General features: G+C 71.3%; 12 protein-coding genes. 9 read left to right on the top strand and 3 right to left on the bottom strand.

All coding sequences use genetic code 11. The features are described from left to right. The first annotated feature begins 40 nt into the window (after window positions 1-40). The 8 genes from AB3X52_RS10840 (at window position 41) to AB3X52_RS10875 (ending at window position 9,472) form a co-directional block, all read left to right on the top strand. Complete coding sequence (locus AB3X52_RS10840; protein ID WP_367994083.1) at window positions 41-265, top strand: hypothetical protein; 225 nt, start codon at window positions 41-43, stop codon at window positions 263-265. Between the two features lie 39 nt (window positions 266-304). Continuing rightward, complete coding sequence (locus AB3X52_RS10845; RefSeq protein ID WP_367994084.1) at window positions 305-2,044, top strand: glycerol-3-phosphate dehydrogenase/oxidase; 1,740 nt, start codon at window positions 305-307, stop codon at window positions 2,042-2,044. 147 nt (window positions 2,045-2,191) lie between these two features. Continuing rightward, a complete protein-coding gene (locus tag AB3X52_RS10850) occupies window positions 2,192-2,791 on the top strand; it encodes a hypothetical protein (RefSeq protein WP_367994085.1) in 600 nt (199 codons plus the stop codon). An 80-nt stretch (window positions 2,792-2,871) separates the two neighbouring features. Further along, entirely contained in the window at window positions 2,872-4,494 is a 1,623-nt protein-coding gene (locus AB3X52_RS10855) for a succinic semialdehyde dehydrogenase (protein WP_367994086.1), read from the top strand. 79 nt (window positions 4,495-4,573) lie between these two features. Further along, window positions 4,574-6,328 (top strand): GMC oxidoreductase, encoded by a 1,755-nt coding sequence (locus AB3X52_RS10860; RefSeq protein WP_367994087.1) that lies wholly within the window; start codon window positions 4,574-4,576, stop codon window positions 6,326-6,328. A 414-nt stretch (window positions 6,329-6,742) separates the two neighbouring features. Then, a complete protein-coding gene (gene guaA / locus AB3X52_RS10865; RefSeq protein WP_367994088.1) occupies window positions 6,743-8,323 on the top strand; it encodes a glutamine-hydrolyzing GMP synthase in 1,581 nt (526 codons plus the stop codon). Between the two features lie 169 nt (window positions 8,324-8,492). Further along, window positions 8,493-8,834, top strand: a complete 342-nt coding sequence (locus AB3X52_RS10870) for a DUF3140 domain-containing protein (protein WP_367994089.1) — start codon at window positions 8,493-8,495, stop codon at window positions 8,832-8,834. Beyond that, entirely contained in the window at window positions 8,831-9,472 is a 642-nt protein-coding gene (locus tag AB3X52_RS10875) for a UdgX family uracil-DNA binding protein (RefSeq protein ID WP_367994090.1), read from the top strand. The genes AB3X52_RS10870 and AB3X52_RS10875 overlap by 4 nt, the downstream gene beginning before the upstream one ends. 140 nt (window positions 9,473-9,612) lie before the next feature. On the opposite strand, the gene AB3X52_RS10880 is transcribed toward AB3X52_RS10875, so the two are convergent. Both AB3X52_RS10880 and AB3X52_RS10885 read right to left on the bottom strand, forming a co-directional pair. Beyond that, window positions 9,613-9,756 (bottom strand): GPGG-motif small membrane protein, encoded by a 144-nt coding sequence (locus AB3X52_RS10880; protein ID WP_367994091.1) that lies wholly within the window; start codon window positions 9,754-9,756, stop codon window positions 9,613-9,615. Window positions 9,757-9,845: 89 nt separating this feature from the next. After that, window positions 9,846-10,277 (bottom strand): DUF5709 domain-containing protein, encoded by a 432-nt coding sequence (locus AB3X52_RS10885; RefSeq protein WP_367994092.1) that lies wholly within the window; start codon window positions 10,275-10,277, stop codon window positions 9,846-9,848. Between the two features lie 160 nt (window positions 10,278-10,437). Here AB3X52_RS10885 and AB3X52_RS10890 point away from each other — a divergent pair, with 160 nt between their 5' ends. Continuing rightward, entirely contained in the window at window positions 10,438-12,030 is a 1,593-nt protein-coding gene (locus AB3X52_RS10890) for a sulfatase family protein (protein ID WP_367994093.1), read from the top strand. Here the strand turns inward: AB3X52_RS10890 and AB3X52_RS10895 are convergent. Next, window positions 12,018-13,034, bottom strand: a complete 1,017-nt coding sequence (locus AB3X52_RS10895; RefSeq protein ID WP_367994094.1) for a formylglycine-generating enzyme family protein — start codon at window positions 13,032-13,034, stop codon at window positions 12,018-12,020. The two genes, AB3X52_RS10890 and AB3X52_RS10895, sit on opposite strands and share 13 nt — an antisense overlap. Window positions 13,035-13,144 lie beyond the last annotated feature (110 nt).

Here is a 13,144-nt window from a genome sequence, read left to right on the forward strand (position 1 = left end):
CGGGTGCGGCGGCGAGAGTCCCGTCATGACGAATCCGGTGATGACATGTCCGACGTGTGGCCCCCAGGAGTTCCGCCCGGGTTTCATCGACGACGTGGCCGTCGACCGCGGTGCCGTCCGTTGGGTCGCGGGGCCGATGCAGGTCTCGCCGCTGGGACGGTCGGCGAGCCTGACGCGCGAGCAGCGCCCCGTGCTCGCCTACGCCTGCGGGAAGTGTGGCCGGCTCGAGCTCTATGTCGGCTCGGCGCCCGACAGGCGGGTCTGACGTCCGCGGTGGCGTGGACCCCTTTGGCAGGATGAGGGCATGACCCACGCCGGGGTGCTGAGCCCGACGACCCGTGACCATGCGATCGCGGCCATGACGGGAGCCGCGGGGGAGGCCGAGCTCGACGTGCTCGTGGTCGGCGGCGGGGTGACGGGCGCCGGGGTCGCGCTCGACGCGGTCACGCGGGGTCTCGCGACCGGGCTGCTGGAGCAGCGCGACCTCGCCTCCGGCACGTCCTCGCGCTCTTCCAAGCTCATTCACGGCGGGCTGCGCTACCTCGAGATGATGGACTTCGCCCTCGTCCGGGAGGCCCTGCAGGAGCGTGGCCTGCTCCTCACCCGGCTCGCGCCGCACCTGGTGCGTCCGGTGCCGTTCCTCTATCCGTTGACCCACCCCGTCTGGGAGCGGGGGTACGTCGGCAGCGGGCTGCTCCTCTATGACGCGATGGCGTCGTTCGGACCGCTGTCGGGACTCGGCGGCTCCGGTCTGCCGCGTCACCGTCACCTCACCCGGCGCCGGGTGGCGCGGATCGCTCCCGACTTCCGGACCGACACGATCACCGGCGCGATCCACTATCACGACGCCCAGGTCGACGACGCCCGCCTCGTCCTCACGATCGCCCGGACCGCCGCGAGCCACGGCGCCCAGGTTGCGACCCGGGTCCGCGTGACGGGGTTCCTGCGCGAGGGCGAGCGGGTGGTCGGCGTACGCGCTCGGGACCTGGAGCACGGGCAGGACCTCGAGATCCGCGCCCGCGTCGTCGTCAACGCGGCCGGCGTGTGGACCGACGAGATCCAGGAGATGGTCGGGGGCCGTGGCGCGCTCCACGTGCAGGCGAGCAAGGGCATCCACCTCGTCGTCCCGCGCGACCGGATCCGCTCGGAGTCCGGCTTCATCGTCCGCACCGAGAAGTCGGTGCTCTTCGTCATCCCCTGGGGCCGACACTGGATCATCGGGACCACGGACACGCCGTGGTCCTACGACCTCGCCCACCCGGCGGCGTCGCGCACCGACATCGAATACGTCCTCGACCACGTCAACGCCATCCTGCGTGAGCCGCTCGACCACGAGGACGTCGAGGGCGTGTACGCCGGCCTGCGACCGCTCCTGTCGGGGGAGTCCGAGCCGACCTCGAAGATCTCGCGTGAGCACACCGTGGTCACGCCGGTCCCGGGCCTGGTGATGATCGCGGGCGGCAAGCTGACGACCTACCGAGTGATGGCGAGGGACGCTGTCGACGCGGCCGGTCACTCGCTGCGGACCACCACCAACCTCCAGCTGCGCCGCTCGATCACGGAGAAGGTCCGGCTGCTCGGTGCGGACGGCTTCGAGACGCGCGCCAACCAGCGGGTGCTGCTGGCGCGCCGCTCGGGCCTCCACGTCGCCCGCATCGACCACCTCCTCGGTCGTTACGGCGGCCTCGTCGACGAGCTGCTCGACCTGGTCCATGCGCGCCGGACGCTCGCCCTCCCGCTCGAGGGCGCCGACGACTATCTCGCCGCGGAGGTGGTCTACGCGGTCACCCACGAGGGCGCTCGCCATCTCGACGACGTCCTCGCCCGCCGGACGCGGATCTCCATCGAGACCTTCGACCGCGGTGTCTCCGCCGCCCCCGGCGTCGCCCGGCTCATGGCCGCCGAGCTCGGCTGGTCGGCCGACCGGGTCACCGAGGAGGTCGACCACTACCGCCGCCGGGTCGAGGCCGAGCGCCGGTCCCAGTTGATGCTCACCGACCAGGAGGCCGACGAGGCCCGGGTCTCCGTCACCGACCTGGTGTGACTCTGCCTCTTCGGAGTGCTGCGCTCATCGTCGGCTTCCAGCGCGTCTGGGTTGATTGACGTCGACGCGTGTCTGGCTTGGGTGCCATTCCCGTGGCTTGCGGACTTCCGGAGGCCACCGGCCGGTCGCCGACACTACGCTCGGCCGGTGACCGAGACCTCGCGCGTGCTCGCTGTGCCTCCCGACCCCGACCGCCTCGAGCACGAGCTCTTCACGGTGATGCCGCTGACGCCCGAGCTCGTCGACCTGGACCTCGAGGCCTACCTCGCCAGCCCTCGCGTGATCGCCACCCACAGCGCCGGTCGCTGGCCGGTCGAGGGGTTCACCCGTGAGAACGACCTTGCTCTCCTCGAGCAGCACGCGGCGGACCACCGGGCCGGGCGCGCCTTCACCTACCTGCTGCTCGACCCGGCGGGGAAGCGGTCGCTGGGCTGCGTCTATCTCAACCCGCTGCGCGACTACCTCGTGCGGGTCGGGGCGGCCGCGCCGACCCTGACGGCGTACGCCGCCGGCCGGACTGCGATGGTGACCTTCTGGATCCGCGAGGACCGGGATGCGGAGCTGAGCGCCCCGGTCGCGGCGGCCGTGCACGACTGGCTCAGGTCGGCGTGGAGGCTGGTGGGTCACCTCTTCCGCGTCCTCTCGGACGAGCGCGCGTCGGTGGCAGCGCTGGGCGCGCTGGGACTCGAGGGGCTCGAGCTCGCGTTGCCCGCTGAGCCTCGTCCCTACCGGTGGTTCGCGGGTTGACATCCACGCCTGGAATGTCGACCCGTCCCACTCCAGGTGACTCACTGGTAACCGAGACGCCTGTCACATACTCTCGGTACATGAGCGCATCGAACCCGACTCCGTCCGGCGGCCCCCTGGTGGAGGGCCCGCGCGACCCGGAGCACGACGTCACGGCGTCGTACGCCCTCGAGCCCGACTACGTCGCCCGTCTGACGGCCCGCATCCTGGCCACCTCCGGGGAGAGCAAGGAGGCGCGCTCGCCGCTCAACGGGGCGCCACTGGCCCACATCCCGCAGTCGACCGAGGCGGACGTCGACGAGGCGTTCGCGCGCGCTCGCAGGGCTCAGGAGAAGTGGGCGGCGACGCCGGTCGCGGAGCGCGAGGCGTTCCTGCTGCGACTGCACGACCTCGTGCTCGATCGCCAGCAGGAGATCCTCGACCTGATCGTGCTCGAGTCGGGCAAGGCACGCAAGCATGCCTTCGACGAGCCCCTCCACATCGCCCTGACGGCGCGCTACTACGGCCGCAGGAGTCGCGAGATCCTCGGCACCGAGCGCCGCGCGGGCGTCATCCCGGCGCTGACCCGGGTCGACCTCAACCACGTGCCCAAGGGCGTGGTCGGCATCATCTCGCCGTGGAACTATCCGTTCACCATGGCGCTCTGTGACGGCCTGGCCGCGCTCGCCGCCGGCAACGCGGTCGTCGCCAAGCCGGACGCGCAGACCATGCTGAGCGCGCTGCTCGGTGCGCAGCTCCTGGAGGAGGCCGGGCTGCCGAAGGACCTATGGCAGGTCGTCGCCGGTCCCGGCTCCAAGATCGGGACCAACATCATCGAGCGGGCCGACTACATCTGCTTCACCGGATCCACGCAGACCGGCAAGATCATCGGCAAGCAGTGTGCGGAGCGGCTGATCGGCTGCTCGCTCGAGCTCGGGGGCAAGAACCCGATGCTCGTCCTCGCCGACGCCGACGTCGAGCGGGCCGCCGAGGGCGCCACCCGCGCGGTCTTCTCCAACGCCGGACAGCTCTGCGTCTCTGTCGAGCGGCTCTTCGTCGCCGACGCGATCTATGACCGCTTCGTCGAGCGGTTCGTCGCCCGCACCCAAGCGATGACCCTGGGGGCGACGCTCGGATGGGACAACGACATGGGCCCGCTCATCAGCCAGGACCAGGTCGACACCGCGACGGCGCACGTCGAGGACGCGGTCGCCAAGGGCGCCCGGGTCCTCGCCGGCGGCAAGGCCCGCCCCGACCTGGCGCCGTACTTCTTCGAGCCGACCATCCTCGAGGGCGTCACCCCGGAGATGACGGTGTTCGGCAACGAGACCTTCGGGCCGGTCGTCGCGATCTACCGCTTCCACAGCGAGGACGAGGCGGTCGAGCGGGCCAACGACGGGGAGTACGGCCTCAACGCCTCCATCTACAGTCGGGACGCCGAGCGGGCCCGCCGCCTTGCGAGCCGCGTCAAGTGCGGCACCGTCAACGTCAACGAGGCCTTCGCGGCGTCCTTCGCCAGCATCGACGCGCCGATGGGCGGCATGCGTCAGTCGGGCATGGGTCGCCGCCAGGGCTCCGAGGGCATCCTGCGCTACACCGAGACCCAGTCGGTCGCGACGCAGCGGGTGTTGCGCTTCTCGCCGATGCTCGGTCTCTCCGAGGAGGCCTACGCCAAGGTGATGACCGCGAGCCTGCGCGTCCTCAAGAAGCTGGGGCGGGCATGAGCGAGTGCAAGCGAGCGATCATCGGATATCTCATGCGGCCGCGTCCGTATTCTTTCGCTTTCTTGACGGAGGTGGCCGCATGACGGCGGGCCGTCGTCGGAAGAGCACCGCGACCCACGCCGGCCCGCACTACGACGTCCTCGTCGTCGGCTCCGGCTTCGGCGGCTCGGTCACGGCGCTGCGGCTGACCGAGAAGGGCTACAAGGTCGGTGTGCTCGAGGCGGGCGCGCGTCTGGCCGACAGCGACTTCGCGGACACCTCGTGGGATCTCAAGCGGTTCCTCTTCGCCCCGGCGATGGGCTGCTACGGCATCCAGCGGATCGACATGGTGAAGGACGCCCTGATCCTGGCCGGCGCGGGGGTCGGCGGTGGGTCGCTGGTCTATGCCAACACCCTCTACGAGCCGCTCGACCCGTTCTACGCGGATCCGTCGTGGTCTCACATCACCGACTGGAAGAGCGAGCTGGCGCCGTACTACGACCAGGCCAAACGGATGCTCGGCGTCGTGGTGAACCCGTTCGTCACGCCTGCCGACAAGGTGATGCAGCAGGTCGCCGAGGAGATGGGCGTGGGGGAGACCTACCACCAGGCGCCGGTCGGCGTCTTCTTCGGCCAGGAGGGCGTCGCGCCCGGCGCCGCCGTGGACGACCCGTTCTTCGGAGGCGAGGGCCCCGCCCGCAACACCTGCACCCAATGCGGCGAGTGCATGGTCGGCTGCCGCCACAACGCGAAGAACACGCTGGTCAAGAACTACCTCTACCTCGCGGAGAAGAAGGGCGCGGTCGTCCACCCGCTCACCACCGTGACGCGGGTCTACCCCCGTGAGGGCGGTGGCTACGTCGTCGAGGCGCGCTGGACCAAGGCGAAGCTGTCGCGGCGTGCGGCCGTCAAGACCTTCACCGCCGACCAGGTGGTCTTCTCGGCGGCGGCCCTCGGCACCCAGAAGCTGCTCCACCGGCTCAAGGCGACGGGCGACCTCCCGGAGATCTCCGACCGGCTCGGCCAGCTGACCCGCACCAACTCCGAGGCGATCCTCGGCGCGATCGCGCCCGACCTTGCGGTGGACTACAGCGAAGGCGTCGCGATCACGTCCTCGGTCCACCCCGACGCCACGACCCACTTCGAGCCGGTGCGCTACGGCCACGGCAGCAACGCGATGTCGATGCTGCAGACCGTCCTCACCGACGGCGGGCCGGGCCGGGTGAAGCGGTGGGCCCAGGAGATGTGGAGGCAGCGCAAGCACCTCACCGAGCTGTACGACGTCAAACACTGGTCCGAGCGGATGATCGTCCTGCTCGTCATGCAGGCGCTCGACAACTCCATCACCGTCTTCCCGAAGAAGACGCCGTTGGGCTGGCGACTGTCGTCGAAGCAGGGCCACGGCGCGCCCAACCCGACGTGGATCCCGGCGGCCAACGAGGGCGCGCGCCTGATGGCGAAGGCGATGTCGAGCAACGGCAAGGAGGGGTTCCCCGGCGGCACGATCGGGGAGCCCTTCAACATCCCGATGACCGCCCACTTCATCGGCGGGTGCGCGATCGGGGACTCGCCGGAGACCGGTGTCGTCGACCCCTACCAGCGGCTCTACCGCTACCCGGGGCTCCACGTCGTCGACGGCTCGACGATCTCGGCCAACCTGGGTGTCAACCCGTCGCTGACGATCACCGCCCAGGCCGAGCGGGCGATGGCGTTCTGGCCCAACAAGGGTGAGGCCGACCCGCGTCCGCCGCTCGGCGCCGACTACGCCCGCGTCGACCCGGTCGCCCCGCGGTCGCCGGCCGTCCCGCCGACCGCTCCGGCGTCGCTGCGGCTGCCGATCGTCGGCGCGAGCTGAGGGCGCGGCCCGAGGCGTGGGGGAGGGCGCTAGCTGGGACGCTTGCTCCAGTTAGAATTTTTCTCGGAAATCCGGTGGCCCGCCGTAACCGGCGTCCGGGAGCCTCGTTGGAGTGATCGGACCCGGGATTGCTCCCTCCCTTAACTCCTCGGGTCTCTCCAGTCCAGGCGCTGTCCAACAGATGCGTGGACGATCAGGGCCCGGCCACCCTCCCTCCCCGGCCGGGCCCTGGTGCATTTGGCGGCGGGAACGACCGCCGCACGTGGCCGGGTCGGCGTCCATGGACGCCGACCCGGCTGCTGTCAGCGGATCGAGTCGGCGCTCGTGCACGTGGACGCCTGCGCACGAGCGCCGGCTCGGCAGCCGCTCCCTGCGGGATTCGGCCTGCGTCGTACGCCTCGATAGGATCCGTCCATGACGGAGGCTCCTGCTCGAGAACACGACCTCGTCCTGGTGGTCGACTTCGGCGCGCAGTATGCGCAGCTGATCGCCCGCCGCGTCCGGGAGGCGCGGGTCTACTCCGAGATCGTGCCCCACACGATGCCGGTCGCGGAGATGCTGGCGAAGGACCCGAAGGCGATCATCCTCTCGGGCGGCCCGTCGAGCGTGTACGCCGACGACGCCCCGTCGATCGACACCGGCCTCTTCACGGCCGGGACGCCGGTCTTCGGGATGTGCTACGGCTTCCAGCTGATGGCCCAGGGCCTCGGCGGCACGGTCGACGCCACGGGCGCGCGCGAATACGGCCGTACGCCGGTGACCGTCACCGACGAGGGCACGCTTCTCGCCGACATCCCGCCGGTCCACAACGTCTGGATGTCCCACGGGGACTCGGTCACCGCGGCTCCCGAGGGCTTCTCCGTGCTGGCCTCGACGCCGGTCACCCCGGTCGCCGCGTTCGAGGACGTCGCGAAGGGCCTGGCGGGTGTGCAGTGGCACCCCGAGGTCCTCCACTCCGAGCACGGCCAGCGGGTGCTCGAGCACTTCCTCTGGGACATCGCCGGCTGCCGGCAGACCTGGACGATCGGCAACATCGCCGAGGAGCAGATCGAGCGCATCCGCGAGCAGATCGGCGAGGATGGCCGGGCCATCTGCGGCCTCTCCGGCGGCGTCGACTCGGCCGTCGCGGCCGCGATCGTGCAGAAGGCCATCGGGGACCGACTGACGTGCGTCTACGTCGACCACGGGCTGATGCGCAAGAACGAGACCGAGCAGATCGAGCGGGACTTCGTGGCCGCGACCGGCACCAACCTGGTCGTGGTCGACGCGGAGAAGCAGTTCCTCGACGCGCTCGCCGGGGTCACCGACCCGGAGGAGAAGCGCAAGATCATCGGTCGGGAGTTCATCCGGACCTTCGAGGCGGCCGAGGCCGACATCATCAAGAGTGCCCCCGAGGGCACGAAGGTGGCCTTCCTCGTGCAGGGCACGCTCTACCCGGACGTGGTCGAGTCGGGCGGTGGCGCCGGCACTTCCAACATCAAGTCCCACCACAACGTGGGCGGTCTCCCCGAGGACCTGGAGTTCGAGCTCGTCGAGCCGCTCCGCACCCTCTTCAAGGACGAGGTCCGGCTGGTCGGCGAGCAGCTCGGCCTGCCCGACGAGATCGTCTGGCGCCACCCCTTCCCCGGGCCGGGGCTGGGCATCCGCATCATCGGCGAGGTCACCCGCGAGCGGCTCGACCTCCTGCGCGAGGCGGACGCGATCGCGCGCGAGGAGCTCACCAACGCCGGGCTCGACCGCGACATCTGGCAGTTCCCCGTGGTGCTCCTCGCCGACGTACGCTCCGTCGGCGTGCAGGGTGACGGGCGCACCTACGGCCACCCGGTCGTCCTGCGACCGGTCACCTCCGAGGACGCGATGACGGCCGACTGGGCGCGGCTGCCGTACGACCTGCTCGAGCGGATCTCGACCCGGATCACCAATGAGGTCCGCGACATCAACCGCGTCACCGTCGACATCACCTCGAAGCCCCCGGGCACCATCGAGTGGGAGTGACGAGACGTCACTCGTTCCCGGCGAGAGGTCGCTCAGTCCCGGACTGAGCGACCTCTCGCCGGGTCTCGGTGACCTCTCGCGAGGAATCGGTGACCTCTCGGCGGGTCGTCGTGCTGGCCCGGATCGGGTACCAGCAGGGCGTACCCACGCCAGATCGAAGGAGGCACACATGGCCGAGACGATCGTCGACGACCTGCTCTGGGAGAACTTCCACCGGGCCGTGAACATGACCTCGCGCGAGCTGCGGGACTGGCTGTCCGTGCAGGGCGCCGGCGAGGAGACCGAGACCGAGCCCGACCACGCCGGCCCGGAGCTCGGCCACCGGGTCGCCGACATCCTCGGCAAGCGCCGCGCCGACCTCACGCCGGACGACGTCGAGGCGATGCGACGGGTGGTGAACAAGGTGACCGACCTGCGCGGCGGCGACGTGGGCGAGTGGGAGCCGACCGCCGGCGACGACCGGTGGCGCCGCCGCCTGATGAACGTCGGGCACGACCCGCTGAAGCCGTGACCGCGGCGCCCGGGGCGTCGGCCTGGGTTCCGGACCGGCCGACGCTCGCCCGGCTGCGGACGGCGGTGCAGGACTGCCGCGGGTGCGAGCTCTACCGCGACGCCACGCAGGGCGTCATGGGCGAGGGGCGTACGCCGGCCCGGCTGATGCTCCTCGGCGAGCAGCCCGGCGACCGGGAGGACCGTGAGGGCGAGCCCTTCGTAGGGCCCGCCGGCGGCGTCCTCGACCGTGCCCTCGCCGACGCCGGGGTCGACCCGGAGCAGACCTACACCACCAACGTGGTCAAGCACTTCCGCTTCCACACCGTCGGCAAGCGCCGCATCCACGACTCGCCCGGCCGGGCGCACGTCACCGCCTGTGCGCCCTGGCTGGCCGCCGAGCTGAGCCTCGTGCGGCCGGCGGGCGTCGTGCTGCTCGGCGCCACCGCCGGCAAGGCGCTCTACGGCACCGGCTTCCGGGTCGGCGAGGCCCGTGGTCGTCTCCAGGACTGGCCCGAGCTCGTCGAGGCGCCCGGGCCGCCCTGGGTCCTCGCCACCGTCCACCCCTCGGCGGTCCTGCGAGCCCGCGACGACCGGCAGGCGGCGTACGACGGGCTCGTGGCGGACCTGCGGGTCGCGCGCACGGCGCTCGACGGCTGAGCCGCTCGGCTGCCACGGCCGAGGCCGCGTCCGGTCGCACCCGGACGCCGGGTCGCACCCGGACGCCCGGCCACGCCGGACGCACGAAGGCGCCGCCCGCATGGGCGGCGCCTTCGGCCTGTTCGATCTCGGGCCGGCCGTCAGGTGAAGATGCTGACCCCGCCGGGACCGACGAGGCATCCGAGCACGATGAGTGCGATGCCCCACAGGATCTGGCCCCGGAAGAGGCTCACGATCCCGGCCACGACCAGGATCACGGCGATGACCCACAAGACGAACGCCATGTGTTCCCTCCTTGGTAGGTGAGCCGAGGAGGTACCCGCGTCCGGGTCGTCGTCATGCACAGCGTCGCGACGGCGACCCGGCGCAGCGCTCACTCCTCCCAGTCGTCCGGGACGATGTGGACCGCGGCCTCCTCGGCCGAGGCGGCACCGCCGTCGATCCCCACGTCGTTGCCGACGAGGTCGCTCTCGGTGTCCTCCCCGAAGCCCTGGTCGGGGTCGACGAGGCGTCCGGCCCGGCGGTCGCCGACCTCGCCGTCGTCGACCTCGTCGTAGGCCGAGGGCGAGGCATAGGGATCCTCCTCCGGGACCTCCTGGCGCAGCCGCTGGTCGATGGACTCGCGGTGCTCCTCCTCCCACGGCGTGTTGCCGTAGCCCTGGCCCGCCGAGTAGCGCTCCGGAGGGCTGTAGCCCGGGTCGAGCTGGTCCTCGGGGTCGTTCTCGTCCCGCAGAGTGTCCTCGGCGCCCGGCTGGTCCTCGTCGTCGACGCTGTAGTCGCCGTACGACTCTCGCTGTTCGTCCACGCGCGCACTCCTTTCGACCGCAGAATGTGCCTGGCCGTCACGTTACCCGCGTGGCTGGAGTGGCAATAGAACATTAAGTCAATAGACTTATGTTGCAACCAAACAAGGGCGTACGACGTCGAAAGTGTGACGATCCCCGACGGACCAGGACGGAGCCTCGATGTCCCGACGTAGCAGGCTGGCGGCGCTCGCCGTCGGTGCGCTCGCCTGTAGCGCCCTGGCCGTGGCCGGGTTCGCCGGCGGCGGGCACGGCGGGGTCGGCCCGGGGTCGGCGCCGGCCGCGGCGGATGCGGGGACGACCGGGCAGACCGCCAGCGCGCTGCGGGTGCTGCCTGCGACGCAGACGCCGACGCCGAGCTGGACGCCGTACGGCGCGGGTGGCGAACGGCGCCCCAACATCTTGATGATCACCTCTGACGACCTCGCCGTCTCGGACCTCGACTACATGCCCCATGTGCGGCAGCTGCTCGCCCGGCAGGGCGTCACGTTCACCGATGCGGTCGCGCCGACCCCGATCTGCGTCCCCGCGCGCGCGTCGCTGCTGACCGGGCAGTACGCCCACAACCATGGCGCCCGGACGATCAGCGGCCCGTATGGCGGCTACCAGGCCTTCGACGAGCGCCGCACGCTGCCGGTCGCACTGCAGCGGGCGGGCTACGACACGCTCTTCACCGGCAAGTACCTCAACGGGTACGGCGAGGACGGGACCGAGCACGTCGTCCCTCCCGGGTGGACCGACTGGCGCGCCACCGTCGACCCGTCCACCTACGGCTTCTGGAATCCCCAGATCAACCACAACGGCGTGGTGACGCAGTACCACCGCTATACGACGTACCTCATGCGCGACCAGGCCGACACGATGCTCGAGGAGCCGAGCCGGACCCAGCGACCGTGGTTCATGTGGGTCAACTACGTCGCGCCCCACCACGGTGGCCCGATCCAGGAGGAGGACCCGGCGAACCACTTCACGGGCTGGGCCGGCACGCTGCAGACGACGGTTCCCGCGCCCGAGGACGATCACCGGTACGACGACGTCCCGCTGCCGAAGCGACCCGACATGTTCGACGTGCCGACCGGCGTGCCCGCCGACTCGCCCTCACGCGCCCACCACTGGACCGCGCAGCAGAAGGAGGCCCTGCGCTCGGTCTACGACCAGCGGATCGAGGCCGTCCAGGCCGTCGACCGCGCGGTCGCCAGCCAGATCCGGGTGCTGCGATGGACCCACCAGCTCGCCCGGACGATCGTCATCTTCGCCTCCGACAACGGCTACGCGACCGGCGAGCACAACATCAACGGCAAGCTGATCCACTACGACTCGATCATGCGGATCCCGGTCCTGATGCGCGGCCCGCGGATCCCGCACGGCACCACGGTCGGCACGACGCTGACGAACCCCGACATCGCGACCACGATCCTCGCCGCAGCCGGGGCCACGCCGCTGCGGCCGCAGGACGGCGTGAACATCCTGCCGTGGTTGAGGACGCCGACCCAGCTGCGCGTCGTGCCTATCGAGGGCTGGCGGGTCCAGAACGGCACGCGACGGCTCTACTTCGGGGTTCGGGTCGGGCCTTGGACCTACGTGCAGCTGCGGCACGGCGAGGAGCTCTACGACCGTGCCACCGATCCCTACGAGCTGCATTCGCTGGTCCACGACGCGCGCTATGGCACGGTGCTCGAGCAGCTCCGCGAGCTCAGCCGGGCCGACAAGAACTGCCGCGGCTCGAGCTGCCCGAAGGCGTTCTATCCGGCGTGAGGCGCGGTCGGGGCGACGTCCGCCACGCAGCGGAAGCCGAGGTTGGCGGCGGTCGAGTCCGGCGGTGAGCTCGACCGCGCCGAGACCCGGTAGCGGTGGCAGTAGGACTCGTGGCAGAGGAAGGACCCGCCCCGCATGACGCGGGTGAGGCCCTCGTCGGGTCCGCGCGGGTCCGCGACCGCGCGCCCGGCCGACGACGCCGCGGCGGCGCAATCGGCGTAGCAGGTCGGGGAGAACCAGTCGGCGCACCACTCCCAGACGTTGCCGACGCTCTGGTAGATCCCGAAGCCGTTCGGCGCGTAGTGCTTCGCCGGCGCGGTGGTCAAGAACCCGTCGTCGAGGGTGTTGACCTCGGGGAAGTCGCCCTGCCACACGTTGCAGCGGTGGACGCCGCCCGGCACGAGCTCGTCGCCCCACGGGAACCGCGCGCCGTCGAGGCCGCCGCGGGCGGCGTACTCCCACTCGGCCTCGGTCGGCAGGCGGGTGCCCGCCCAGGCGCAGTAGGCCAGGGCGTCGTCGTACGAGACGTGGACGACGGGATGGTGGCTGCGCTGCCGGATGCTGCTTCCCGGGCCCTCCGGGGACCGCCAGGTGGCGCCCCGGACGCCCAGCCACCACGGGGTGTCGGGGGAGCGGCCGAGCACGTCGCGAGGATCGCCGGTGAAGGTGAGGTGGAAGACCGCGGAGAACCCCTCCCGCTCCGCCGTCGTGACGTGGCCGGTCGCCTTGACGAATCGGGCGAACTCCTCGTTCGTCACGGTCGTCGCGTCGATCCGGAAGGGCGGCAGCGTGACGTCGTGGACCGGTCCCTCGCCGTCGGCCGGATAGCCCTCACCGGTGCTGTCGCCCCTCGCGAACGTCCCGCCCGGCAGGTCGACGAGACCACGTCGTCGCTTGCGCGGGAGGGCCGGCGGACGGGTTGCCGGCGGCGCACCGATCCGCCGGATGGTGCCGAGGCCCAACGGCTCGGGCTCGGGGGCGGGGACGCAGCACGGGCCGGACACGGGGTCAGCCTAAGGCGGCCTGTGGCCGTGCCGCTCGGGAAGCGGTCACCCGGACTGGCAGAGGTGCTGGTCGGGCGGGCTCGGCGCCGCGACATTCCGGGCGACACGCC

The organism is Nocardioides eburneus (assembly GCF_040838215.1).
Lineage (GTDB): Bacteria > Actinomycetota > Actinomycetes > Propionibacteriales > Nocardioidaceae > Nocardioides > Nocardioides eburneus.